22 protein-coding genes are annotated in these 24575 nt (G+C 48.2%); 10 read left to right on the plus strand and 12 right to left on the minus strand.

Annotated features, from left to right (window positions below; translation table 11 throughout):
- Nucleotides 1-71: 71 nt before the first annotated feature.
- The 6 genes from SHEWANA3_RS00100 to fadB all read right to left on the minus strand — a co-directional run bounded on the left by SHEWANA3_RS00100 (nt 72) and on the right by fadB (nt 9085).
- On the minus strand, nt 72-3260 hold the full coding sequence (locus tag SHEWANA3_RS00100; RefSeq protein WP_011715312.1) for an amidohydrolase family protein: 3189 nt from the start codon (nt 3258-3260) through the stop codon (nt 72-74).
- Nucleotides 3261-3441: 181 nt separating this feature from the next.
- On the minus strand, nt 3442-3879 hold the full coding sequence (locus tag SHEWANA3_RS00105; protein ID WP_011715313.1) for an MOSC domain-containing protein: 438 nt from the start codon (nt 3877-3879) through the stop codon (nt 3442-3444).
- 35 nt (nt 3880-3914) lie between these two features.
- Nucleotides 3915-4160 (minus strand): sulfurtransferase TusA, encoded by a 246-nt coding sequence (tusA, locus tag SHEWANA3_RS00110; RefSeq protein ID WP_011715314.1) that lies wholly within the window; start codon nt 4158-4160, stop codon nt 3915-3917.
- A 152-nt stretch (nt 4161-4312) separates the two neighbouring features.
- Nucleotides 4313-5524: a diguanylate cyclase gene (locus SHEWANA3_RS00115; protein WP_011715315.1), complete on the minus strand. Its 1212-nt coding sequence runs from the start codon at nt 5522-5524 to the stop codon at nt 4313-4315.
- A 224-nt stretch (nt 5525-5748) separates the two neighbouring features.
- Nucleotides 5749-6912 carry an acetyl-CoA C-acyltransferase FadA gene (fadA, locus tag SHEWANA3_RS00120; RefSeq protein WP_011715316.1) on the minus strand — a complete coding sequence of 388 codons (1164 nt, stop codon included), beginning with the start codon at nt 6910-6912 and terminating at the stop codon, nt 5749-5751.
- 22 nt (nt 6913-6934) lie between these two features.
- Nucleotides 6935-9085, minus strand: coding sequence for a fatty acid oxidation complex subunit alpha FadB (gene fadB, locus SHEWANA3_RS00125; protein ID WP_011715317.1), 2151 nt, complete (start codon nt 9083-9085; stop codon nt 6935-6937).
- Between the two features lie 443 nt (nt 9086-9528).
- Here fadB and pepQ point away from each other — a divergent pair, with 443 nt between their 5' ends.
- The 4 genes from pepQ to hemG (SHEWANA3_RS00145) all read left to right on the plus strand — a co-directional run bounded on the left by pepQ (nt 9529) and on the right by hemG (SHEWANA3_RS00145) (nt 13539).
- Nucleotides 9529-10848, plus strand: coding sequence for a Xaa-Pro dipeptidase (gene pepQ / locus SHEWANA3_RS00130; protein ID WP_011715318.1), 1320 nt, complete (start codon nt 9529-9531; stop codon nt 10846-10848).
- Between the two features lie 15 nt (nt 10849-10863).
- On the plus strand, nt 10864-11478 hold the full coding sequence (locus SHEWANA3_RS00135; protein WP_011715319.1) for a YigZ family protein: 615 nt from the start codon (nt 10864-10866) through the stop codon (nt 11476-11478).
- Between the two features lie 77 nt (nt 11479-11555).
- A complete protein-coding gene (locus SHEWANA3_RS00140) occupies nt 11556-13013 on the plus strand; it encodes a TrkH family potassium uptake protein (protein WP_011620857.1) in 1458 nt (485 codons plus the stop codon).
- Nucleotide 13014: 1 nt separating this feature from the next.
- On the plus strand, nt 13015-13539 hold the full coding sequence (gene hemG / locus SHEWANA3_RS00145) for a menaquinone-dependent protoporphyrinogen IX dehydrogenase (protein WP_011715320.1): 525 nt from the start codon (nt 13015-13017) through the stop codon (nt 13537-13539).
- Nucleotides 13540-13593: 54 nt separating this feature from the next.
- Here hemG (SHEWANA3_RS00145) and SHEWANA3_RS00150 read toward each other — a convergent pair whose 3' ends face one another.
- Nucleotides 13594-13902 carry a metalloregulator ArsR/SmtB family transcription factor gene (locus tag SHEWANA3_RS00150; protein WP_011715321.1) on the minus strand — a complete coding sequence of 103 codons (309 nt, stop codon included), beginning with the start codon at nt 13900-13902 and terminating at the stop codon, nt 13594-13596.
- Nucleotides 13903-14100: 198 nt separating this feature from the next.
- On the opposite strand from SHEWANA3_RS00150, the gene hemG (SHEWANA3_RS00155) reads away from it, so the two are divergent.
- Nucleotides 14101-14655, plus strand: a complete 555-nt coding sequence (hemG, locus tag SHEWANA3_RS00155) for a menaquinone-dependent protoporphyrinogen IX dehydrogenase (protein ID WP_011715322.1) — start codon at nt 14101-14103, stop codon at nt 14653-14655.
- A gap of 46 nt (nt 14656-14701) precedes the next feature.
- On the opposite strand, the gene SHEWANA3_RS00160 is transcribed toward hemG (SHEWANA3_RS00155), so the two are convergent.
- From SHEWANA3_RS00160 to def, 5 genes are read right to left on the minus strand one after another with little or no spacing between them, the layout of a single operon-like run.
- Complete coding sequence (locus SHEWANA3_RS00160) at nt 14702-16144, minus strand: TrkH family potassium uptake protein (protein ID WP_011715323.1); 1443 nt, start codon at nt 16142-16144, stop codon at nt 14702-14704.
- A gap of 11 nt (nt 16145-16155) precedes the next feature.
- Nucleotides 16156-17565, minus strand: a complete 1410-nt coding sequence (gene trkA, locus SHEWANA3_RS00165; protein WP_011620862.1) for a Trk system potassium transporter TrkA — start codon at nt 17563-17565, stop codon at nt 16156-16158.
- Between the two features lie 15 nt (nt 17566-17580).
- Nucleotides 17581-18867, minus strand: coding sequence for a 16S rRNA (cytosine(967)-C(5))-methyltransferase RsmB (gene rsmB, locus SHEWANA3_RS00170; protein WP_041412890.1), 1287 nt, complete (start codon nt 18865-18867; stop codon nt 17581-17583).
- Between the two features lie 2 nt (nt 18868-18869).
- The gene (gene fmt, locus SHEWANA3_RS00175; RefSeq protein WP_011715325.1) at nt 18870-19826 is read right to left on the minus strand and encodes a methionyl-tRNA formyltransferase; all 957 of its coding nucleotides are present in this window, start codon (nt 19824-19826) and stop codon (nt 18870-18872) included.
- Nucleotides 19827-19841: 15 nt separating this feature from the next.
- Nucleotides 19842-20348, minus strand: a complete 507-nt coding sequence (gene def, locus SHEWANA3_RS00180) for a peptide deformylase (protein ID WP_011620865.1) — start codon at nt 20346-20348, stop codon at nt 19842-19844.
- 125 nt (nt 20349-20473) lie between these two features.
- Between def and SHEWANA3_RS00185 the strand changes: the two genes are divergently transcribed.
- The 5 genes from SHEWANA3_RS00185 (at nt 20474) to SHEWANA3_RS00205 (ending at nt 24559) form a co-directional block, all read left to right on the plus strand.
- On the plus strand, nt 20474-21598 hold the full coding sequence (locus SHEWANA3_RS00185; RefSeq protein ID WP_011715326.1) for a LysM domain-containing protein: 1125 nt from the start codon (nt 20474-20476) through the stop codon (nt 21596-21598).
- Between the two features lie 83 nt (nt 21599-21681).
- Nucleotides 21682-22698: a DNA-processing protein DprA gene (gene dprA, locus SHEWANA3_RS00190; protein ID WP_011715327.1), complete on the plus strand. Its 1017-nt coding sequence runs from the start codon at nt 21682-21684 to the stop codon at nt 22696-22698.
- 2 nt (nt 22699-22700) lie between these two features.
- Nucleotides 22701-23177, plus strand: coding sequence for a DUF494 family protein (locus tag SHEWANA3_RS00195; RefSeq protein WP_011715328.1), 477 nt, complete (start codon nt 22701-22703; stop codon nt 23175-23177).
- A 122-nt stretch (nt 23178-23299) separates the two neighbouring features.
- Nucleotides 23300-23863, plus strand: coding sequence for a topoisomerase DNA-binding C4 zinc finger domain-containing protein (locus SHEWANA3_RS00200; RefSeq protein ID WP_011715329.1), 564 nt, complete (start codon nt 23300-23302; stop codon nt 23861-23863).
- Nucleotides 23864-23992: 129 nt separating this feature from the next.
- Nucleotides 23993-24559 carry an L-threonylcarbamoyladenylate synthase gene (locus SHEWANA3_RS00205; protein WP_011715330.1) on the plus strand — a complete coding sequence of 189 codons (567 nt, stop codon included), beginning with the start codon at nt 23993-23995 and terminating at the stop codon, nt 24557-24559.
- Nucleotides 24560-24575 lie beyond the last annotated feature (16 nt).

The raw sequence follows: 24575 nt of genomic DNA on the forward strand, positions 1-24575 counted from the left end.
TGAGCTTAAATCCAAAATAAAAAGGCATGTTCCACGTGGAACATGCCTTTTGTTATTTTACTTTGTTGAGATTAGATTTTCTCGAAGAAGAATGGCTTACGCTGTTGTTTGTTACCATTCAGCTGGTTCATCGACTCAGCATCAAACAACTTACCATTGACCATAGTATAAGTGACTTTATCTGTGACTCGAATATCCGCTAATGGGTCGCCATTAATAACGATTAAGTCTGCAAGCTTACCGGTTTTGATTGAGCCAAGTTGATGCTCTAGACCGAAGGTGGTGGCAGGGTTGATGGTTGCAGTTTTCAGTACATCCATATTGCTCATGCCGCCTTGGGCGAACATCCACATTTCCCAATGTGCGGCTAAACCCTCACGCTGACCGTGGGCGCCAATATTTGGATGAATGCCTAATTTATTAAACTCATTCGCCACTTTAGCAACATTGAAGTGGTTGTAGTGACTGTCTGGTGCATGGGGGCGACGCATTGAGCGAGCCTGCAAAATATCGCTTGGCACATACATAGACAAACGTGGATGTGCCCACACATCGGTTTTATCGTACCAATAGTTTTCACCCGAAATACCGCCGTAGGCGACGACTAAGGTTGGAGTGTAACCGACCTTAGTTTGGCTCCAGAACTGTTTAATATCGTTATAAATACTCGCCACGGGTAACGAGTGCTCAACGGTTGTATGGCCATCGGCAACCATGGTTAGGTTATGTTGCAGCAAGCTGCCACCCTCAGGCACAACCATCATTTCGAGTTCGCGAGCGGCGGCGATAACCTGTTGTCTTTGATTACGACGAGGTTGATTGTAGCTTTTAACACTAAAGGCGCCGACTTTTTTGAGTCGTTCTAAATGGAATTTCGCATCATCGAGTGAGTCTATATGTGAGGTGTAGCCGGGAGCATTGGCGCCATAAAGAATCGTTCCAGTGGAGAAAATCCGTGGACCAACGATGTGACCAGCCTTTTGCTGTTCAGAGGCAGCAAATATCTCAGTAGTATCGTTTGACGGATCATGGATGGTTGTCACGCCTAGGGATAAGCCAGAGTAGAGTGCCCAGTTTTGTTGTGGCACGATTTCATCATCGGCCTGTGCACCGTGGGCATGAGCATCAAACAAGCCTGGCATAATGGATTTGCCACTAATTTCGATAACTTGCGCATCCTTTGGAATTGCCGTGTTTGCATCGCCAACGGTTAAAATATGATTGTCTTTGACTATGACCACACCTTTATCGATGACTTGGTCATTTTCCATGGTGATCACTTTGCCGCCGACAAAGGCGACTGTTCCACGTGGAACATCGGCCGTTTCGGTAAAGCCCAAGTTGATAATACTTGGCTTAGCTTGCTCGTCCTTTTTAAGATACTGGGAATCCACATTGGCTTGGTACAGTTCTGGGCCAAGAGTCCAATAGAGTTGGTTACTCTTACTATTCCAGCTGATACTTTCGCCGGCCCGCACACTTAATTGAGTAACAGGAAGATTGCTGGCGTTAGGGCCGATTTCAACGGTTTCACCATGTTTAGCGAAGGGGGTGACCCAAACTTTAAAACGTTCGGCAAAGGCCAGTTGTTCGCCGTCGGGAGATACTCTAAATTCGGTTGCATGCTTACTGCTGTAGTGAACGCGTTTATCAAACCCATCTAGGTTAATTGAGGCAAGCTGTGGCGTGTCGTTATCACCTGTGTTCATAAAGAAAATGCGATCGGCCGAAGCGCCGAATTGTGCTTGATAACCCTCAGCGCTAATTTTCTTATTTTGTTTGGTTTTTAAATCGACCTTGTACAGGCCGGGTTCCTGCGACCAAGTACGAGGTGTAAGGTGTCCACCTTGGGTTTTGCGATACACTACCAGTTCACCATTGGGTGAGAAGGTGGGCTCAACGTATTTGCCTGTCTCAGTGGTAAGTTGTTTCGCTTTGCCACCTTTTGCACTGATCACTTGTACTGTGCCCTGGTCTTGGTCATTCCAAGTTGTGAAGACAATATTTTTGCCATCACGCGACCACTGGGGATAGAGCTCTTCAATGTCGTTACCTAACTCAGTTAAGCGTGTCATCTTGCCATCGGGAAGTGTCTTCAACCAGATTTTACCCAATGCTTCGAAGGCGACTTTGCTGCCATCCGGTGAAACTTGTGTCATTCGTAGCATTTTTACGTCGAATACATCCTTATCAATATCTTGTTTAAAGCGTACTGAAGGCTGCACATCTAACTGGGTTTTTACGCTGAAGGGAATGTTGGTGACCGTTTTATTGGCAACATTCAGGCGATTGATTTTGCCCTTAGCCCAGAAAAAAATATCTTTGTTATCTTGGGTCCAAGCCATGGTGGGATAGACACCGTGTATTGCCCACGTCTCTTGCATATCGCGCTCTAAATCGCCATACAGCTTAGTGGTTTCGCCGGATTTCAAATCGAGCAAATACAAGGAGGATTGGAAATCATCTCGCTTGATGTACGCCAGTTTGGTGCCGTCAGGGCTCGGTGTTGGACGAATGGCGCCACCGGTTCCTTCGATCAAGATTTCGATATCACCCGTTTGGGTATCATAACGCTTGATTTTATAGATGCCGTTTACTGAATCCTTAGAATAATGGAAGGTTTTGCCAGGAGTGTCATCTTGGCTGAAGTAAATGTAACGGCCATCGGGTGAATAGGCTGGCTCCCCTAAATCCTTTTCATCGTTAGGACGTTCGGTGAGTTTAACACCTTCGCCACCAGCGACATGGTAGAGCCAGACTTCACCAGCGCCTAAGCTCCGACTGGCGGTAAAATGCTTACGACCGACTAAATATTCCGAATCAGGGCTCCACGCAGGACTGTTAAGTAAACGAAAGGTCTCTGTCGTGACTGTGCGTGGATTGCTACCATCGGCATCCATAATCCAAATATTGTCGCCACCATCCGCATCTGAGGTAAAGGCAATATGCTTACCATCCGGGCTATACACGGGCTGCATTTGCCAGGCGATGCCTTGGGCTAATGGTTTTGCTTCGCCACCCGTGACTGGGATTTGATAAATATCACCCAGTAAATCAAACACTAAATGTTTACCATCTGGGCTGACACTGATGTTCATCCAAGTGCCTTCGGTTACATCTATGGTCACTTTTTCTAGAGGGGCATTGGCTGGCGCATTGACGTTCCAACTGGCTTTTTGGGCGTCTGTTGCCTGTACTGTGTGGGAACTAAGGCCAAGCATCAGGGCGATATAAAGCGGTGTCAGCTTAGGTTTCAACATGTTATGTCCTGTTATCGTTATTCTAGGGCTTTGCTGTTATCGGATTAGATAAACTTTTGTTAATGCAGCGCTAAGTTATCGCACAAATACCCAGTAAGGAAAACGGAAATACTGTTTCAATTAATGACCGAGGGGTTGAAGCTGTGGGAGAGTAATGTGGCTTACTCTCCGCGAAGTATGATTAGTCTAATGTAACGGGATCACCTATATGGATCATGGCGTCATTGATGACGCGACAAGTGACGCCGCCTCGCCAATCGGGAGTAAGGGCGGATTCCAAGCCAGCATGAGCCAGTTCCATCTTCTTGCAGGGAGCAGTCTCACCCGTCACTTCGAGGCAGAGATCACCAATGCGCAGCTGCTTACCCACATCCGCATCCCCAAAACTACAGCCGTCGACTAATAGATTTGCTCGACGAGTCGTCCAAGGTAAATTTGCATCTATGCTCTGACAAGCTATTTGCCACTGTTGCAGCGACAGTACTGTGACTTGACGTTTACCCGGGCGACCAAATACATCTTTTTCGACACCACTGTGCTGAGTGACATTCGCGCACAGCACTTCGTTCATTGGCCCGCGTTTAACCGTTTTGTAGGCGATAGCAACTAGTTTCGGCATGTTTGATGTCCTTATCCTGATGTCGATGTAGAGACTCAGAGTCCCTTTTTAATCAAATATTGATAGGGTGTTTGGCTGGTTTCACTGGCGACCAGTGTGTGGTCCATAAACTCACAAAAGCTGGGAATATCACGTGTAGTCGCAGGATCATCTGCGATGATTAGCAAGGTTTCACCTTGTGCCATTTGTCTTACCGTCTTTCGCACCATCATTACCGGCTCTGGGCAGCGTAAACCAAGAGCATCCAGTTTGTGTTGTGCGGTTGAGAAAACGTCGTTCATATGACCTCTACTGAACGGTTAAACAGAATTGGCTAATGTTACTCCAGTGGTTTGGATAAACCAAGTTGATGGCTTGAATTTGTGATGGGGCTAGGCATTGCTCTTGCCAATTTGTTTACCGCCAGCTGAATGTTTCACGTGGAACATTTCTATTACTCGGCAACTTTGTTTATTCCCTGAGGTTGTTGAATGCTATGCACTATGGTTGGCGTAATTGCTGCTTGGGGTGTTCCTACTTGAGAAGCGGACTGAGGCATATCGGATTTTATATCATTTGCCGCAATCGACACTGAGCCTTGCTGCTGCAACTTGGCAGCACGTTTATAGCTATACATTTTTTGATCCGCTTTATGGATCAAGGTATTGGCATCATCGTAATCATAGGGGCCTGTATCAACAATACCGTAACTGAGGGAGATGTTGTTTAGGTGCAGTTTAATATTCTGATTAAAGCGCTCGATAAAGTTGTCTCTGGCTTGGTCTTCTCGACAATTGGGCATGATGATGCAGAACTCATCGCCACCGTAGCGAAAACTATGATCTTCTACGCGGGTGCTTTCTTTGATGGCCTGCGCGACGGCGCAAAGCACTTCGTCTCCAGAGCGATGGCCTTGGGTATCATTAAAGGATTTGAAATCATCAACATCTAAGTAGATTACGCTAACTGGTTCGGCTCGTCTCTGAGCTGCTCTTAAAATGCGAGTGCCAATTTCTTGCAGGTGTCGCACATTTAATAGCCCCGTTAACGGGTCGGTTTGAGATAATTCTTCGAGCTGTTGTGTACGTTCTTTGACTTTGCTCTCCATGCTCTGTGCGTAACGTTCAGCCTTGTCTTTGGCGTTCTCAATTTCGGATACTAGGCTTCGAATATAGGTATCGAAGACGAGGGTGACGTCGAAGAGAACAAGTTTATCTATGGCGACTCGAATGCGTTCATTTTGCAAGTCATCAGCAACCGAGTTATTTATCTCGGCATAAATCAACTCTTTTAGAGTATGAACGGCAGAAAGGTAGAGTTTAGGTTCAACGCCGATACGCTTATGTACCAATCCAATCCGCAGGCGGTTGTTTACATATTCTAAATCGTACACACCATTAAACAGGTCGAGCACATAACGTCTCTGTGCGGTACGTAAACGAGCTAGGGTATCGGAGTCTCCGATCAGCAGAGCAATCTCGGACACACTGGTTTGTAGACCGTAAAAGTCATCAACGATTTTATCTATGTTCTCTTCAATCACAGGTTTGAAGGATTGCAGTGCTCTGACATCGGCTAAGGTAAAAGAGAACAAGGACTTGCGAAAATCAATCTCAAGCTCAGTGATCCGCATTTGTTCGAAAAGCGTTTGTTCCGTTTGCAGCATTGAACATCCCTCTCGTAGCCTAAAGAATGAAACGCATCCATGCTTCTTAGCAGTGTCGTAATGACGGTCAAATGCGGAGAAGTGCATTAAGGATATTTATCAAGTTAAGTCGAAAACTGCCTGATTTTCAAATTGAAGCTGAGTAGAAAGGAAGATAATTAAGGCGCTATCGCAAATAAAAAAGCCGGAACTGAGTCCGGCTTTGAAGGAAGAATCGTTAAGGATTAAACGCGTTCGAAAACGGTCGCAATACCTTGGCCTAAACCGATACACATAGTGGCTAAACCTAAGGTCGCATCTTTGTGTTCCATCAGGTTGATAAGCGTTGTCGAAATACGTGCACCAGAACAGCCCAGTGGATGGCCAAGCGCAATCGCGCCACCATTTAGGTTGATCTTGTCTTCTACCACATCGAGCAGACCTAGGTCTTTAACGCAGGGTAGAGACTGAGCAGCGAACGCTTCGTTTAGCTCGATAACATCCAAATCATTAACTGTGATGCCTGCGCGAGCCAGTGCTTTTTGAGTAGCAGGTACTGGACCGTAACCCATGATTGCCGCGTCACAACCTGCAACTGCCATTGAGCGGATACGGGCACGGATTGGTAGACCCAAAGCGCGCGCTTTAGATTCTTCCATCACTAACATTGCCGAAGCACCGTCAGATAATGCTGAAGAGGTACCGGCAGTAACAGTACCGTTTGCTGGGTCGAATACTGGGCGCAGCGCCGCCAATGACTCCATTGAGGTTTCTGGACGAATCACTTCGTCGTGCAGCACTTTAATTAGCGCGCCGTTAGCATCATGGCCTTCGATGCCATAGATTTCCTTGGCAAAGCGGCCTTCAACTGTCGCTGCGTGAGCGCGTTGGTGTGAACGCACTGCAAAGGCATCTTGCTGCTCACGGGTAATACCGTGAAGCTTACCCAACATCTCAGCGGTTAAACCCATCATGCCAGACGCTTTAGCGACGTTATTGGCTAAACCTGGGTGGAAGTCCACACCGTGGTTCATTGGCACGTGGCCCATGTGTTCAACACCACCGATGATAAAGGTGTCGCCCATGCCAGTCATGATTGCACGAGCGGCTTGATGAATGGCTTCCATCGAAGAACCACATAAGCGGTTGACTGTCACAGCGCCAGCCGTCTTCGGGATACCTGCCAGCAATGATGCGTTACGGGCAATGTTGAAGCCTTGCTCTAGGGTTTGCTGCACGCAGCCCCAAATCACATCTTCAATAGTATTGGGATCTAATTGCGGGTTACGCAGTAATAGACCTTTCATTAATTCGGCAGAGAGTGTTTCTGCACGTACATTACGAAACACCCCAGCCTTAGAACGGCCCATAGGAGTACGAATGCAATCTACGATAACAGCTTGTTTCATAATTAAATTCCTTTCCCGCTAATTAGGCTTGGTAGTAGCTACCGTTGTTGGCTGCAAGGGCGCGCATGGCGTCGGTGACTTGATACAAACCACCTAAGTGAGCGTATTTGTCAGCTAAGGCGACAAAGTTCGCTACGCCCATAGTATCTAAGTAACGGAATACACCACCACGGAATGGAGGGAAACCTAAACCATAGACCAAGCCCATATCTGCTTCGGCAGGTGATGCCACAATGCCTTCTTCTAAACAGCGAACGGTTTCGATAATCATTGGGATCATAGTGCGGGCGATGATTTCATCCGCATCGAATGCTTTTTGCTCACCAAAGGCGGCCTTCAGCAGCTCGTAGCTGGTTGGGTCGACATCTTTCTTTGGTTTACCACGGCTATCTACAGAGTAAGCGTAGAAACCTTTACCATTCTTCTGACCGAGACGCTTGTTCTCAAACATCACGTCAATCGCGTCATTGCCAGATTTGCCCATACGATCGGGGAAGCCTTCGGCCATTACCGCTTGCGCGTGGTGACCCGTGTCTAGGCCGACAACGTCTAGCAGGTAAGCTGGGCCCATTGGCCAGCCGAATTGTTTTTCCATCACTTTATCGATAGCGGCAAAGTCGCCACCTTCGGCGAGCAGGCCGTTAAAGCCTGCAAAGTAAGGGAAGAGTACGCGGTTAACGAAGAAACCCGGGCAATCGTTAACAACGATTGGGGTTTTACCCATTTTGCTGGCGTAGGCAACAACAGATGCGATGGTTTCTTCTGAGCTGTGCTCGCCACGAATAACTTCAACCAATGGCATTTTGTGCACAGGGTTAAAGAAGTGCATACCGCAGAAACGCTCAGGCTTCTTCATGCTTTTCGCGAGCAGGTTGATTGAAATGGTTGACGTGTTAGAGGCGATAATCGCATCTTCACTCACGTATTGTTCAACTTCCGCCAGTACTTGTGCCTTCACTTTTGGATGCTCAACTACGGCTTCGACAACCACGTCAGCATGTTTAACTGGAGCATAGTCTAAGGCTGGAGTGATGTTGTTCAGCACCTTAGCCATTTTTTCTGGGGTAGAGCGGCCGCGAGCAACTTGCGCAGATAACAGTTTAGCGGCTTCGCCTAAACCTAAATCTAATGCAGGTTGAGCGATATCCTTCATTACTATTGGCGTGCCTTTGCTGGCGCTTTGGTAAGCGATACCGCCACCCATGATGCCAGCACCTAATACGGCGGCGCTTTTCACATCTTTGGCGAGTTTGCCTGCTTTTTTAGCTTTGCCTTTGACTAATTGGTCATTCAAGAAGATACCGATCAACGCCTTGGCTACATCGGTTTTCGCTAACTTGATAAACGCTTGATGTTCAATTTGCAGTGCGTCGCTGCGGCCTTTGGTCGCAGCTTGTTCAACAACGCTGACTGCCGCCATTGGTGCAGGGTAGTGTTTACCCGCAACCGCAAACACCATGCCTTTAGCGGTAGTAAAAGACATCATGGCTTCGAGTTTTGGTAAGGTCAGTGGTGACATCTTACGTTGGCGACGGGCTTGCCAATCAAGCTTTTCTGCTACTGCATCTTTTAGCATTTGAATGGCGGCGGCTTCTAAAGCCTCTGGCGCAACAACGGCATCGACAGCACCGACTTTTAAGGCATCTTCTGGACGCTGATCTTTACCCGTGGTGATCCACTCAAGGGCGTTATCCGCACCAATCACACGAGGTAAACGCACTGTGCCACCAAAGCCTGGGATAATGCCCAGTTTGGTTTCAGGTAGGCCGATTTTGGCTGTGGTGTCGGCGATACGGAAATCCGTTGCCAGAATAGTTTCACAACCGCCGCCTAGGGCGAAACCTTTAATCGCTGAAGCGGTTGGGAAAGGTAAATCTTCGAGCTTGTTGAATACGGCGTTGGCCTGTTCAATCCAAGAGAGCAGTACCGCATCATCCTGTGCGAATAAGCCTAAAAATTCAGTAATGTCGGCACCCACGATAAAGGTATCTTTACCTGAGGTCAGCACTAAAGCCTGAATGTTTGATTGTTGTTTAATGCTGTCTAATGCGGCATCGAGTGAGGCGAGTGTTTCTCTGTCGAATTTGTTCACCGAACCGGGTGCGTTAAAGCACAGCTTGGCAATATTATCCTCGAGTAACTCAACCTGAATTGTAGGACTTTGGTAGATCATTGCTTGCTTCCTTTTGGCTTAAAAGTGATACCCACCATTATCTGTTGGTGTTAGTACGACTCTCTATCTCACAGCAGCTTCGGCCATCATTTGACCAGTTGTGTGCCAGTGTGCTTCGAAATTCGATAAATTACAACACCCAATTTAAACGACTGTTTAATTTCTTATCGGCTAGAGTGAATTTTCAGCTTTGTGATACACTGCACAAAGTGTAGAAGTGCCAGATTACGCCAAAGAGTACGTGGTGGGAATTTGTACTTTAGCGGTATTGCTCGCTGGCTAAATGGATAATTTTATTTTTAGAATTAAAAGCATAGGCTTAAATCGAGAATTTGCTAACCTGTGAAATCACAGGGCGTTAGCGAAGGAAAACACTGAGCCTATATGGCTTAGTCAGATTTTCGGTTTTTTTATTAACTATCGTTCATTACAGGATATGACACATGGATCACTTGGCTCATCACTATCATGCCCACATCGCCGAGCTTAATCGTCGAGTCGCTGAAATTGTATCGCGAGAAGCATTATCAGGTTTAGTGATCCACTCGGGTCAGCCACATCGAATGTTTTTGGACGACATTAATTATCCTTTTAAAGCCAATCCCCACTTCAAGGCTTGGTTACCTGTGTTGGATAACCCTAACTGCTGGTTAGTGGTGAATGGTCGCGATAAGCCACAACTGATTTTTTATCGCCCAGTGGATTTTTGGCATAAGGTGTCGGACGTGCCGGAGATGTTCTGGACCGAGCATTTTGAGATCAAGTTACTCACTAAGGCCGATAAGGTTGCCGAGCTATTGCCTAGCGATATCACCAACTGGGCTTATTTGGGTGAGCATTTAGATGTGGCTGAGGTACTGGGTTTCACCAGTCGCAATCCTGACTCTGTGATGAGCTATCTGCATTTCCATCGCACTACTAAAACCGAATATGAACTCGAATGTATGCGCCGTGCGAACCAGATCGCGGTGCAAGGGCATTTAGCGGCTAAAAATGCCTTCTATAACGGTGCGAGCGAGTTTGAAATTCAGCAGCAGTATTTATCTGCTGTGGGACAGGGCGAGAACGAAGTGCCCTACGGTAATATCATTGCCTTAAATCAAAATGCGGCGATTTTGCATTACACCGCGCTCGAGCATCAAAATCCGGCGCGGCGTTTATCTTTTTTAATCGATGCGGGAGCCAGTTATTTTGGCTATGCGTCGGATATTACTCGTACCTATGCGTTTGAGAAGAATCGCTTTGATGAATTAATCACTGCTATGAACAAGGCGCAGCTCGAACTGATCGATATGATGCGCCCAGGTGTGCGTTATCCCGATTTACACTTGGCGACCCATGGCAAAGTCGCGCAAATGCTGTTGGATTTTGAGTTAGCCACGGGCGATGCCCAAGGCTTAGTCGATCAAGGCATAACCAGCGCCTTCTTCCCCCACGGACTCGGCCATATGTTAGGTTTGCAAGTACATGATGTGGGAGGTTTTTCCTTCGATGAGCGTGGTACCCATATTCCTGCACCAGAAGCCCATCCGTTCCTGCGTTGCACCCGCATTTTAGCGCCAAACCAAGTGCTTACGATGGAGCCAGGTTTGTACATTATCGACACTTTACTCAATGAGCTAAAACAAGATAGCCGTGGTCAGCAGATCAATTGGCGCACCGTTGATGAGCTGCGACCTTTCGGTGGTATTCGTATCGAGGATAATGTGATTGTGCATCAAGATCGAAACGAAAATATGACCCGCGAACTGGGCTTAGCGTGATTTTAGGGAGAGCGAGTGCTCGAAAGTTATCTGATACCGAGTGAAAGTGTGCAGATAGAAGAAGAGATAAAGCATAGCCGCTTTATCTCTTTTCTATTTCATTGCACGAGTTTAGAACAACTGAAGTTAGTACTTACTGACATAAAGCGAGATTATCCCGGCGCCAGTCATTACTGCTATGCCTTTATCGCAGGAGCGCCTAACGACAGCATTGCCATCGGTTCGAGTGACGATGGTGAGCCTGCGGGCAGCGCTGGTCGTCCAATGCTCGCAGTATTACAAGGCGCGAATCTCGGTGAAGTCGGTGCCGTGGTCGTGCGTTTCTATGGCGGTACTAAGTTAGGCGTGGGCGGTTTAGTGCGTGCCTATACCTCGGGATTACGCCAAGGTTTAGGGCAATTGCCGACGCGAGTAAAGCAATTACGTTATCCGGCAAAACAGCATTGTGATTACACTCAATTAAGGGATGTTGAGCATCTACTGCAGCAGTTAGAAGCGGTGATCATCGATAAGCAATTTGCCGAAGCCGTTGATATCCATTTTGAAATAGGCAAACAGCAGCAGGGCATATTGAATGAATCGCTGGCAACTTTGAGTCAGGGCAGCCTGCGCGCAGAGTTTGAGCTGTGATGCCCGCGTAAATTATGCCAAAATATGCAAAATGCTGAAAATACCTTTGCAGCCAATGGAATAATTGAACACGCGGAATGCAATACAAAACCATAATAAGAATCATAGGTCTACTTATCGGCCTGTTCTCCATCACTATGCTGCCGCCAGCCTTAATCGCCATTTGGTATAACGATGGCGGTGGTACTGCGTTTATTCAGGCATTTTTTGTCAGCTTATTTATCGGTTTTTGGCTCTGGTATCCTAATCGTCGCTGCAAAGAGGAATTGCGAACCCGTGAGGGGTTTCTGATTGTGGTCCTGTTCTGGACCGTTCTTGGCTCCATCGGTGCTTTACCTTTTATCTTCTCAAGCCAGCCCGATCTCAGCTGGACCGACAGTTTTTTCGAATCATTTTCCGCACTGACCACCACGGGAGCCACAGTTATTGTCGGACTGGACTCCTTGCCTAAGGCCATTCTGTTTTATCGACATATGCTGCAATGGCTCGGCGGTATGGGGATCATCGTTTTAGCCGTGGCGATTCTGCCTGTGCTGGGCGTTGGGGGCATGCAGCTGTATCGCGCCGAGATTCCTGGCCCTGTGAAGGACAGTAAGATGACGCCGAGGATTGCCGAAACGGCCAAGGCGTTATGGTACATCTATCTATTGCTAACCATTGCCTGTGCTGGCGCTTATTGGCTGGCGGGAATGAGCGTTTTCGATGCCGTGTGTCACTCGTTTTCGACCATCGCTATCGGGGGCTTTTCGACCCACGATGCCAGTATGGGATACTTCGACAGCTCAGTGATCAACCTGATTTGCGTGTTCTTTTTGATTGTCTCTGCGGTGAACTTTAGCGTGCACTTTGCGGCATTTTCGCGTCGCGGGATCAATTTTAGAGTCTATTTTCGAGATACCGAGTTCAAAATGCTGGTGGCGATTCAGTTGGTGCTGACGGCGATTTGCTTCTTAACCCTTTATCACTCAGGGATTTATGACTCGCCAGAAGAAACCTTAGATCACGCCTTATTCCAAGCGGTTTCGGTGGCGACAACCGCCGGCTTTGGTACCGAAAGCTTCCATATGTGGCCGCTGTTCCTGCCGATTCTGTTGATCTTCTCAAGCTTTATCGGTGGTTGTGGTGGTTCAACTGCGGGCGGGATTAAGGTGATCCGGGTTATCCTGCTGCTGTTACAAGGTTCACGCGAACTTAAACGCCTTGTTCACCCTAAGGCGATGTTCTCGATTCGTATCGGCTCCAAGGCATTACCTGACCGGGTTGTCGATGCCGTGTGGGGATTTTTCTCCGCCTATGCCTTAGTCTTCGTGCTGTGTATGTTAGCGCTGATGGCTATGGGGCTAGATGATATTACCGCCTTTAGTGCCACGGCGGCCTGCTTAAATAACCTCGGTCCGGGTCTTGGGGAAGTAGCAAGTAACTACGCCAGTATTGGTGATGGTGCTAAATGGGTGCTGGTGGTAGCCATGTTATTTGGCCGCCTCGAAGTCTTTACCTTGCTGATTTTGTTCACGCCAACTTTCTGGAGGGATTAACATGCAGACACTAATCATCTATTCGACAATTGATGGCCAAACACTGGAAATCTGCCGCAAAATCAAAACGCTTGCCGAACAAGCGGGTGAGCAGGTGTCTTTAGTGACCTTAGAACAAGCCGAAGCCTTAAGCCTTGCTGATTTCGATAAAGTATTGATTGGTGCGAGCATTCGTTATGGCAAACATAGGCCCGATCTCTACCAGTTTGTGAATCGCAATCATGCTGTGCTGGACAGTAAAATCAACGGCTTTTTTACTGTGAATGTGGTGGCGCGCAAGCCATTAAAGAACACGCCAGAAACCAATCCTTACATGCAAAAGTTCCTCAAGTTATCCCTGTGGCAACCACAGCAATTGGCGGTGTTTGCGGGCAAGATTGATTACCCTAAATACGGCTTATTCGACCGTACTATGATCCGTTTTATCATGTGGATGACTAAGGGACCGACCGATCTGAAGGGCACCTTCGAGTTTACCGACTGGGGTAAAGTCGAAGCCTTTGGGGCACACTTTAGCAAGCTATAAAAATGATAAAGCCCTAGTCTCTGCTAGGGCTTTATTGTTACCGCCTGACACGATTTATACGGCGCAGTAACGGCTGTGGAGAATCGAAATCACTTGGGTGACTTGCTCATTCTTAAGCTTGTAATACACAATCTGCGAGCTCTTACGGGTATCGACTAAGTCTTCGGCTCGCAACACCGCCAAATGCTGTGATAGCGCCGACTGGCTCAATGGCACAGTTGCATTCAGCTCGGTCACGCTCAGCTCTTTATCCAGCAATAGGCACAAAATCATTAAGCGATAAGGATTCGCTATGGCTTTGAGCCATTTAGCCGCACTTTCCGCATTAGTTACCATTGCATTTACATCAATATCATTTTGCATAAGGTACTCACTTTATCGCTTTTGATTAGATAATTCTAATTGAACATATTTCTATACGCAATCATACTGCTCGGCAATTCAGATCTCAATTTTTGCATTTCAGAATATGAGACAACGCTGATTTGTGATCCTATCAGGGGTTTATTTAACCAATGATTGCCACAATGGTGACATACTTTAACTGAACGGGAATACCCCATGACACGCATTCTGGTGCTTTATTTTACCCGTGGTGGCCATACGGCCAAGATAGCGAATGCGATTGCGCAGCAACTCACGCTGCGTGGCGCCAAGGTGGACTTGGTGGATATCAATAGTGCGGCGGCAACCAAGATTAACTGGCCCGATTATCAACTGGTAGCGCTAGGGGCTTGTGTACTCTATGGTACCTACGATAAGAGTGTATTTCAGTTTATAGAGCAACACGCTCCGGCCTTAAGTGCGTTGCCAAACAGTTTCTTCTGCGTCAACGTGGTGGCGCGTAACCCTGAGAAACGCATCCCTGAGAACAATAAATACCTGCAAAAATTCATTGCGTTATCACCTTGGACTCCCACCGATTTGAAGATTATCGCCGGAAAGGTGGATTACCCCTCGTGGCCCTGGTACGACAGACTGATGATCCAATTGATTATGAAAATCACTAAAGGACCAACGGATCCTAAGGCGGTGATCGATTATACCGACTGGGAAGATGTGAAGGTCTATGCCGACCATCTGCTAACCTTGGTCGAGGTTACTGAACCCGCCTAATAAAAATGCGCTCACTGAGCGCATTTTTAGTTTTTGATTTATACGATTAGTATTTCCAAAAGCTGGGATGGAACAGTACAGCTACGGTTAAAATCTCTAAGCGGCCGAGCAACATACCCAAAGAAAGCGCCCATTTAGCCAAATCGGGCAGCGTCGAGAAATTACCCGCTGTGCCAATAATGGGGCCAAGCCCTGGGCCAACGTTGGTAACTGCGGTAATAGCGCCGGTAAAGCTGGTCATGGGGTCTAGCCCAGTCAGCACCAGAATCACCGAAAGTCCAACAATCACAAACATAAAGAGCAGCACAAAGGTGATCAGTGAACGCACAATATCTTCACTGATCAAACGGTTGTTATAGCGCTCCCGGAAGATGCCATTGGGATGGCATTGCTGCTTTAACTGCTCGCGCATAATGGCGCCGGCAATTTGGAAGCGGAAGATTTTAATCCCGCCAGAGGTTGAGCCCGAGCAGCTGCCGACAAACATTAAGAATAAAAACGCGATATTCGCAAACGCGCCCCAGGCGCCGTAGTCAGTTAAACCATAACCTGTGGTGGTGACCACGGAAACCACGTTAAAGCTGGAGAGGCGCAGTGCGTCGATAAGGGCGATATCCCGCGTTTGCCACAGCCAGAAGCCAATAAAACAAGACACAAAAGTGAGGAAAAACAAGAAGCCTTTGACTTGAGCATCGTTCCAGACGGTAAAGTCTCGCTGCTGGATCATCTGCACAAACATCAGCAGGGGTAAGCCTCCCGCCGCCATAAACACAACGCCAACCCAATGGGCCGAATTCGAAAACGCCGCCATCGAGTTATCTGAGGTCGAATAGCCGCCCGTCGACAGTGTGGTCATCGCATGGTTAATGGCTTGAAACCAAGTCATGCCTGCAAGATGGTAGGCAACACAGCACATCACGGTCAGCAAGATATAGATAAAAAAGAGATGCTTAGCCATGTTTTGGGTGCGTGGCACCGCCTTATCGCTCCAATCCGATGACTCGGTGCGGAACAGCCGCATACCGCCGACGTTTAAGAAGGGCAGAATCGCTACCGCCATCACGATAAAGCCGATACCGCCGAGCCATTGCAACAACGAGCGCCAGATTAAGATACTGTGGTCCATAGTATCTAAGCCCGAGAGCACGGTTGAACCTGTGGTGGTAATGCCGGACATGGTCTCGAAGAAGGCGTCTGTATAGCCAATGCCGTGGTACAAGGTAAAAGGCATGGCGGCAAACAGGCTCACGATCAGCCAAGTGAGGCTGGTGAGCAGAAACATATCGCGAATATTGAGGTTAATGGTTTTGCTCTGGCCGTTATGCAAACAGAGGCTGGCGCAAATCCCAGTGACTAAAGCCGACAGCATGAAAGCGCCCACGGTTTCCTCACCGTTGAACACGGCAAGGAGCAGGGGCGCTAACATAAAGGCTGTTAACATCGACAGAAACAGCCCCAAAATAAACAATAGCGGTCTAAAGTTCAGCATAAGATGATGACTTAGAAGAAGAAGGCGCTAGGTTGGAACAGTTTCTCGACTTCGCCGACAAACTTTTTGTTCACGAGGAACAGAATCACGTGATCCCCTTGCTCTATCACTGTCTTGTCGTGGGCCATCAGCACTTCTTCGTTACGCACAATGGCGCCAATGGTGGTTCCCGGCGGCAGCTTGATATCGCCAATCGCCTTGCCAACGACCTTAGAGGTGCTGGAGTCGCCATGGGCAATGGCTTCAATCGCTTCGGCGGCGCCGCGGCGTAAGGAATACACGTTACAGATATCGCCTTGGCGGATGTGGGTCAGTAAGGCTGAAATCGTCGCCTGCTGGGGTGAAATCGCGATATCGATATTCGCTTCCTGCACAATATCCACATAGGCCTCACGCTGGATCAGCACCATCACCTTTTTCGCCCCCATGCGTTTAGCGAGCAGGGCGGACATGATGTTGGCTTCATCGTCGTTGGTGACGGCAATAAACACGTCAGTTTGGTCGATATGTTCTTCGAGCAGCAACTCTTGATCTGAGGCGTCACCACAAAATACTGTAGTGTTTTCAAGCTGTTCAGAGAGCGTTTCGGCCCGTTCAAACTTATGTTCAATCAGCTTGACTGAGTGGGTGCGTTCGAGGCGTTTAGCCAGGCCTAAGCCGATGTTACCACCGCCAGCAATCATGATATTGCGGTAGGAGTTATCCAGCTTTTGCATTTCACTCATCACCGCGCGGATATGGCGACTGTCGGCCACGAAAAACACTTCGTCATCGGCTTCGATAATCGTTGTGCCACGGGGCATGATAGGGCGACCTTGGCGGAAAATCGCCGCCACCCGGGTATCAATATTTGGCATATGCTCGCGAAGCGCAGCCAAGGCATTACCGACCAAAGGGCCGCCGTAATAGGCACGAACTGCAACCAAACTTAAACGGCCTTCGGCAAATTCGAGCACTTGCAGTGCCCCTGGATATTCAACCAAACGTTGAATGTAAGCGGTCACTAACTGCTCAGGTGCGATAAGTTCATCGATCACAAAACCACCGCGAGGGCGCCCCTCACTATTTTTGGTTTCACTGTCGATAAATAATTTATCACGCATCGCCAGATAAGGTTCGGAGCGAATACGGGCGATTTTAGTCGGTGTACCAAATAGGCTGTAGGCCATTTGGCAGGCGACCATGTTGCATTCATCGCTGTTGGTCACAGCAATCAGCATGTCGGCATCTTCGGCGCCAGCTTCTTTGAGTACATCGGGGTGGGCACCGTGGCCCGCCACGACGCGAAGGTCATATTTATCCTGCAGGGCGCGTAATCTGGATTTGTCGCTATCGACTATGGTGATATCGTTATTTTCACCCACCAAATTTTCGGCCAAGGTTCCCCCGACTTGACCCGCACCTAATATGATAATTTTCATGGCCTTGCTTACTTCCTAATGGGTCGCTTTCAATAAACGGGCGTAATAAAACCCGTCCATGTTGTGTTGTCCCGGCGTGATTTGCCAACCTATATCTTGGCTTGAAGCCTGCTGGGCAAGAGTGTCTAGCTTAGCATCTGCGGTTCTGGCTAAAAATGCACTAATTTGGTCTCGATTTTCCTGCGGCAAAATAGAGCAAGTTGCATACAGGAGTGTGCCACCGGGCTTGAGCCACTTCCAGCAGTGATCGAGAATTTGTCTTTGCAGCTCGGCCAGTTCTTCGATGTCATGGTTTTTGCGTAACCACTTGATATCGGGATGACGGCGGATAACGCCCGTCGCAGAGCAAGGCGCGTCGAGTAAGATACGATCAAACTGTTCACCCTGCCACCATGAGTCGATGTTGGCTGCATCGCCATGAATAACTTCCGCTTTTAATGACAAACGGTCAAGGTTCTGTTGCACGCGTTCCAGTCGTTTAGCATCGAAATCGACGGCGACCAGTTGGATGCTCGGCTCAAGTTCGAGTAAATGGCAGCTTTTGCCGCCCGGTGCCGCACAGGCATCGAGGACCAGTTCGTTGGCTTGCGGAGCCAGCAGGGTTGCGGCCCATTGGGCGGCGCCATCTTGCACCGAGGCCGCACCTTCGTGGAAGCGCGGCAATGTTGCCACATCCTTGGGATGGGCAAGTAGAATGGCATCATCACTGAGGCCTGCACTTGCTTCTATCTCAAGTTCACTCAGGGCGGCAAGATATGCATCGCGGCTTTGGGAGAGGCGATTGTTACGTAGCCACATTGGTGGACGCTCATGGCTTTGCTGGATTATCTCTTGCCAATTATCGGGATAAGCGGCTTTTAAGCGCTTAATTAACCAGCCCGGCGTGTTGTAGCTTAAGGTCTCTGACTCAGTGCTTAGCGGCGTTAATTGGCGCTGAATATTACGCAGCACGCCATTGACCACCTTTACCATGCCCTCAAATTTTAACTGACGGCAGGCCTCGGCGGTTTCGGAGATGGCGGCGTGGCTTGGAATGCGGGTGAAGTAAAGTTGATAACAGCCAACAATTAATAGCTGGTGGATGATCCTTTGCTTACCTTTCAGCGGCTTGGCTAAACACTCGGCCACGCGTTTTTCGATCTGCGGCAAGGTGCGCATCACGCCGTAGCAGAGCTCTGCGAGCAGGGCTTTATCTTTACCACTGGCAAGATGCTTTTGCTGTTCTGGCAGGGCAACTGAAAGTGATACGCCTTTCTCTAAGACTTCGAAGATGGCTTTGGCCGCCAGTGCACGCAAGTTCATCATTATTGCGCCTCGTTATTAAGACGAGTGTTTGGGGTAAACCAATCGCCGCGGGCATTGAGTATGTCGGCCACGCTGAGTGGTTTTTTACCGGGTAATTGCATGCTGAGCAGAGTTAACACACCATCGCCGGTAGCGACTTCAATGCCTTTTTTACTGGCGCTGATAATAGTGCCGGGTGCGGCATTGCTGCTGGTGGTGCTGACTTGGGTCTGCCACACCTTAATGGTATTGCCTTGGTGCTCAAAATAGCTCACAGGCCAAGGATTGAAGGCGCGAACTTCTTGCCAAAGTTGGGTCGCGGATTTGCGCCAATCGAGTCTCGCTTCTTCTTTACTGAGCTTTTCGGCGTAGTTCGCTAAGACTTCATCTTGTTTCTCGGCCGTTAGGGTGCCGTTGGCTAAACCTTCGAGTGCTTGCAGCAGCGCGTCTGGCCCTTGCAGAGCTAACTTCTCGTAAAGGGTGGCTGAAGTATCATCATCTTCAATCGGCAAGTAGGTTTTCAGTAGCATGTCGCCGGTATCTAGGCCGACATCCATTTGCATGATAGTCACACCGGTTTCTTTATCGCCTGCCCACAACGCGCGTTGAATCGGCGCCGCACCGCGCCAGCGTGGCAGAATAGAACCGTGAACATTGATGCAGCCTAAACGCGGCGTGTCGAGCACTACTTTAGGTAGGATTAAGCCGTAGGCGACAACCACCATAATATCGGCATTGAGGGCGGCAAGTTCTTGCTGCGCGGGTTCTTTACGCAGTGAACCCGGCTGATAAACCGGAATGTCGTGGCTGACTGCGAGTTCTTTAACTGGGCTGGCGGTGAGTTTTTTACCGCGCCCTGCGGGTCTGTCCGGCTGAGTGTAGACGGCAATCACATTGTGATGTGAGTTAATCAGCGCCTGTAAATGGCGAGCGGCAAAATCCGGTGTTCCGGCGAAGATGATATTGAGTGGTTTCAAATCTGATCCTAATGCTTATTTGGCGTCCTGTCTGGCCGCTTTTTCAAGTTTCTGTTTGATCCGTTGGCGTTTCAATGGCGACAGATAATCGACAAATAATTTACCTTTCAGATGATCCATTTCATGCTGAATACAAATAGCAAAAAGCTCATCGGCTTCAACGGTGAATTCATTACCGTGTCTATCCAGTGCCTTAACGGTAACAAACTCGGCGCGGTCGACCTTGGCATAGATACCTGGGACTGACAGACAACCTTCCTCGTTACAGAAATCACCGCTACTGGCAATAATTTCGGGATTGATAAAGACTTTAGGACGATCGACCTCGTCTTGTAAATCCATCACGATCAGTTGTTTATGGTAGTCGACTTGGGTTGCTGCCAGACCAATCCCTTTTTCTTGGTACATGGTCTCGAACATATCATCGATTTGTGTTTGCAACTCAGCAGTAAACTCTGTGACCGGCGTCGCTTGAGTTCGCAATCTTTCATCGGGAAAGCGTAAAACTTTTAATAGTGCCATACTTAAACTCTTAACAAGTCTGTCAAATCTCAATCAGTTGGTTATACTGACTGAGGCTAATGGGCTAATTTTAATCTTTAGTGCCTATCAATAACAGTAAAAGCTCGATTTAAGAGCTAAACAACATGGACCGCACCATGAAACGGCTAATTTTACTTGCGTTAATGACATTTAATTGCACGTTGGTTTCCGCTGATACTCTCACGCTGAAAGCAGGGCATCCTGAGTCATATGTGGTAAAAAAGGGCGATACCCTGTGGGATATCTCGGCAACCTTTTTAAATGACCCTTGGAAGTGGCCACGTTTATGGGATGTTAACCCCCAAATTGCTAACCCTCATTTAATTTACCCCGGCGATCAGCTCACTTTAGTCTTTATCGATGGCCAACCCAGATTAGTGCGCAATGGCGCTAACGAGGGAAAACCCCATATTCGCAAAACCCCTGAGGGGCGCGTGATTGCTAAGAGCAATGCGGTTCCTGCGGTTGACTTAGCGTTAATCCAAAACTATCTGGTGCAAAACCGTGTGGTGGATGCCGACTGGTTTGCACAGCAACCTATGGTGCTCGCGGGTGAGAGCCCTTCACGTCACCATGTGGTTGGCGATGTGATTTATATCGACAGCGAACTGCCCTTAAACCAAAAGCTGGGCATGTATGAACGCGGTCGTGACTTCTTCAATAAACAAACGGGTGAAGCCTTAGGACAAGAAGCGATTCTGGCATCGACTGGCCAGGTTATCGAATCTGGCAAAGTGTCTAAGGTAAAAATCCTCAGCAACTACCGTGAAACCAAGGCGGGTTTTAGGGCGTTGCCGATGGAAGATGAAGCCTTAATGTCTGCCTATTTTACGCCAAAACCTGCAGAGCTTAAGACACCTGCGACCGTACTGGCGATTGAATCGAAAATGCGTGAGGCGGGTAAGCTAAATGTGGTGTACTTAGATAAAGGCACGCAGGATGGTGTTGAGCCAGGTGAAGTGTTCTCCATTTACCGCGATGGCGAAGAAATTGTGATCAATAACGATGGTCAACCCGTACCTGCGGCCGAGCGCACCGCCTATGACAATGTGGTGGCATCACTGTCGTCAGATCGCGCCATTAAGATGCCTGATATTTACCATGGAAAACTCTTAGTCTTTAAGGTATTTGATAAAGCGAGCTTAGGTTTAGTTGTCTCGACGGAACGTTCTGTTCGGGTCGACGATAAATTAATCGCGCCGGACTCCTTAGCCTTTAGAGGTGAATAATCCCTGAACATTTGGTCGATTGGTTAATTGTTAATGCGGTATCTGGGCTAGGACCCGCTCGGACACAACAATTATTAACGCACATGGATGTGGACGACCTCAGGCAAAGATTGGAGCATGAGAGACACTCGCTCCCTTTGTCTGACAATCTACTCCATAGCCTAGTCATTGATTATCAAAGGGTCGATGCAGCCCTCGAATGGCAACAACAGTCTGAACTGCATCACCTCGTTTGTTTTACCGATCCCTTTTATCCTCCATTACTTAAACAGTTACCCGATCCTCCAAGCGTCTTATTTATCAAAGGCTGTGTTGAGGCGCTGTTGCTCCCCTCGCTCGCGATAGTCGGGAGTCGTAATGCGTCTCCCGGTGGATTACAGGTTGCTTATCAGTTAGCTCGAGAGATGTCAGCGCTAGGATTTAGTATTTGCAGCGGCATGGCGATGGGGATTGATGGCGCCGCCCATAAAGCGTGTGTTGACCATGGAGGAAGAACGCTTGCCGTGCTCGGAACTGGGATTGATATTATTTATCCGCGTCGACATAAGCAGCTTTATGAGGATATTCAGCACCAAGGCTGTATAATAAGCGAGTTTTGGCCGGATATAGGGCCATTTGCGGGCAATTTCCCGAAACGAAACCGCATTATTAGCGGTCTTTCTTTAGGTACGCTGGTGGTTGAGGCTTGCCGTAAGAGTGGTTCACTTATCACCGCTAGGTTGGCCATGGAGCAGGGGCGTGAGGTCTTTGCTGTTCCGGGCTCGATTCTTGGCGGCTTTCATCAAGGCTGCCATGATTTATTGCGGGATGGGGCAAAACTTGTGGAGAGTGCGGCCGATATAGTGGAAGAGCTGGTAAGTTTGACGGCTTTTCACCTTGAAGAAGTCAACACTCGCCACCATATACAGCAAGGTGAGATTTGTGATTTGCCATTTTCATCGCTGTTAGCTAGTGTAGGTTATGAAACTACAACAATTGATGCTGTAGTCGAACATAGTGGGAAAACGATAGATCTGGTGTTAGAACAAATGCTTGAACTTGAGTTGCAAGGTTGGGTTGTTGCAGTACCCGGTGGTTACGTCAGAGTAAAGAGGAGCTAGCCATGTTTGATATCCTCATGTATCTATTTGAAAACTATGTTCACAGTGAAGTTGAACTGTTAGTGGATGAAGACGAGTTAACCAAGGAACTCACTCGTGCTGGTTTTCACCAGTCAGAGATTTTGAAAGCCTTAACTTGGTTGGAGCGTCTGGCTGAGTTGCAGGAAAGCGATAAGCCTTACCTGTGCAATCATGATCAGCATTCATTTCGGATTTACACCAAAGAAGAAATGGAAAAGCTGGACGTGGAATGCCGTGGATTCCTGCTATTTTTAGAGCAAGTGAAAGTGCTGAATGTCGAAACCCGTGAGATGGTGATCGACAGAGTCATGGAGCTCGATGAGCCTGCCTTGATCCTCGAAGATCTTAAGTGGGTGATTCTGATGGTGCTCTTTAATGCGCCCGGCCATGAGTCCGCCTATGAGCAAATGGAAGATTTAATTTTTGAGCAGCCTGAAGAAGGTCGGCTACATTCTTAAGCGTTGCGATGTGATGAATAATGAGAAAGGAGGCTAGCCCTCCTTTTTTGATGCCATAAGCTTGTTAATACCTGTGTGGTGAGTTATCTGCGGATTAGACGCAATGACTGGTGGTAATGATTATGTCTAAGATCGATGAACAACTATTTAGTGCCCATGAGCACGCGCTGGAAAAAGAATTCGAGCTATGCCCAGAGTGTGGCAGCGAGTTGTCGGTAAAACATAGCAAACATGGGAGTTTTATTGGTTGTAACAACTATCCTACCTGCCAATATACCCGTCCCTTAGTGCAGCATGAATCGATTGAAACCCAAGTGATTGAAGGCTCCAAGTGTCCCGAGTGCGGCCATGAGTTAGCGGTCAAATCGGGGCGTTTCGGTATCTTTATCGGTTGCACTCAATATCCCAGTTGTACCCATATAGAAAGGCCAGATCAGGAGAACGATAAACCTGAGGTGGCATGTCCCGAATGCAAAACTGGCAAGCTTGAGCATCGTACCAGCCGTTTTGGTAAGAGTTTTTATGCTTGCAGTGCGTATCCCAAATGTAAATTCATCGTGAATTATCCTCCCGTTGCCGAAACTTGCCCGAGTTGTGGCTTTGGTATTTTAGTCGAGCGCAAAGGGGCCGCGGGGATGCGTTTAGAATGTCCGCAAAAAAGCTGTAAATACAAACGCGCGCTTTAGTGTGATCTGGCTCTAAAGATTTGGTCGTATAAACACCCTTGGGTATAATCCCCCATCGACCACGGATGGGGTGGCCAAGGGCTAAAACGTGTTTGTAGAAATCGATTCAATTCATAAGGTGATATTAAGATGTTACAGCTGCACCCATCTGAAATTAAAGACTTAGTGCTTAACGGTGGCGTTATCGCCTATCCCACTGAAGCCGTTTATGGTTTAGGCTGCGATCCCGACAACGACACCGCCATCCAAAAATTACTCGCGGTAAAGCAACGTCCTTGGCAGAAGGGGCTTATCTTAGTGGCGAGCGAGTTTTCCCAGTTAGTGGATTATGTCGATGAGTCACAGCTGAGCGCCGAGCAACTCGAGTTTGCCTTTTCTAAATGGCCTGGCCCCTTTACCTTTGTGATGCCGATTAAGCCGCATGTTTCGCGCTATTTATGTGGTGAGTTTGATTCTATCGCCGTGCGCGTCTCCGCCCATGACGGAGTGCGCGCTTTATGCCAAGCCTTAGGTAAACCACTGGTTTCGACTAGCGCCAATTTAGCCGGCGAAGATCCTGCGCTGAGCGGTGATGAAATTCTTAATGCCTTTGAGGGTAAGATTGATGCCTTAGTGTTAGGGGCATTAGGCGAGCAGCGTCAACCCTCCACCATTATTGATGCCCGCAGCGGTAAGATATTACGTAACGGACAATAACTGATTTATAACGCAA

It is taken from the genome of Shewanella sp. ANA-3 (assembly GCF_000203935.1).
In the GTDB taxonomy this organism is placed as follows: Bacteria; Pseudomonadota; Gammaproteobacteria; order Enterobacterales; family Shewanellaceae; genus Shewanella.

Bases quoted from the DNA above. Each gene is read 5' to 3' on its own strand.
- SHEWANA3_RS00185 (WP_011715326.1), top strand. From the start codon at position 20,474: ATGGACCGCACCATGAAACGGCTAATTTTACTTGCGTTAATGACATTT.
- SHEWANA3_RS00105 (WP_011715313.1), bottom strand. From the start codon at position 3,879: ATGCCGAAACTAGTTGCTATCGCCTACAAAACGGTTAAACGCGGGCCA.
- tusA (WP_011715314.1), bottom strand. From the start codon at position 4,160: ATGAACGACGTTTTCTCAACCGCACAACACAAACTGGATGCTCTTGGT.
- SHEWANA3_RS00195 (WP_011715328.1), top strand. From the start codon at position 22,701: ATGTTTGATATCCTCATGTATCTATTTGAAAACTATGTTCACAGTGAA.
- pepQ (WP_011715318.1), top strand. From the start codon at position 9,529: ATGGATCACTTGGCTCATCACTATCATGCCCACATCGCCGAGCTTAAT.
- SHEWANA3_RS00200 (WP_011715329.1), top strand. From the start codon at position 23,300: ATGTCTAAGATCGATGAACAACTATTTAGTGCCCATGAGCACGCGCTG.
- hemG (WP_011715322.1), top strand. From the start codon at position 14,101: ATGACACGCATTCTGGTGCTTTATTTTACCCGTGGTGGCCATACGGCC.
- SHEWANA3_RS00140 (WP_011620857.1), top strand. From the start codon at position 11,556: ATGCAATACAAAACCATAATAAGAATCATAGGTCTACTTATCGGCCTG.
- trkA (WP_011620862.1), bottom strand. From the start codon at position 17,565: ATGAAAATTATCATATTAGGTGCGGGTCAAGTCGGGGGAACCTTGGCC.
- fadB (WP_011715317.1), bottom strand. From the start codon at position 9,085: ATGATCTACCAAAGTCCTACAATTCAGGTTGAGTTACTCGAGGATAAT.
- fadA (WP_011715316.1), bottom strand. From the start codon at position 6,912: ATGAAACAAGCTGTTATCGTAGATTGCATTCGTACTCCTATGGGCCGT.
- SHEWANA3_RS00115 (WP_011715315.1), bottom strand. From the start codon at position 5,524: ATGCTGCAAACGGAACAAACGCTTTTCGAACAAATGCGGATCACTGAG.
- SHEWANA3_RS00205 (WP_011715330.1), top strand. From the start codon at position 23,993: ATGTTACAGCTGCACCCATCTGAAATTAAAGACTTAGTGCTTAACGGT.
- SHEWANA3_RS00100 (WP_011715312.1), bottom strand. From the start codon at position 3,260: ATGTTGAAACCTAAGCTGACACCGCTTTATATCGCCCTGATGCTTGGC.
- dprA (WP_011715327.1), top strand. From the start codon at position 21,682: ATGGATGTGGACGACCTCAGGCAAAGATTGGAGCATGAGAGACACTCG.
- SHEWANA3_RS00150 (WP_011715321.1), bottom strand. From the start codon at position 13,902: ATGCAAAATGATATTGATGTAAATGCAATGGTAACTAATGCGGAAAGT.
- hemG (WP_011715320.1), top strand. From the start codon at position 13,015: ATGCAGACACTAATCATCTATTCGACAATTGATGGCCAAACACTGGAA.
- SHEWANA3_RS00160 (WP_011715323.1), bottom strand. From the start codon at position 16,144: ATGCTGAACTTTAGACCGCTATTGTTTATTTTGGGGCTGTTTCTGTCG.
- def (WP_011620865.1), bottom strand. From the start codon at position 20,348: ATGGCACTATTAAAAGTTTTACGCTTTCCCGATGAAAGATTGCGAACT.
- rsmB (WP_041412890.1), bottom strand. From the start codon at position 18,867: ATGAACTTGCGTGCACTGGCGGCCAAAGCCATCTTCGAAGTCTTAGAG.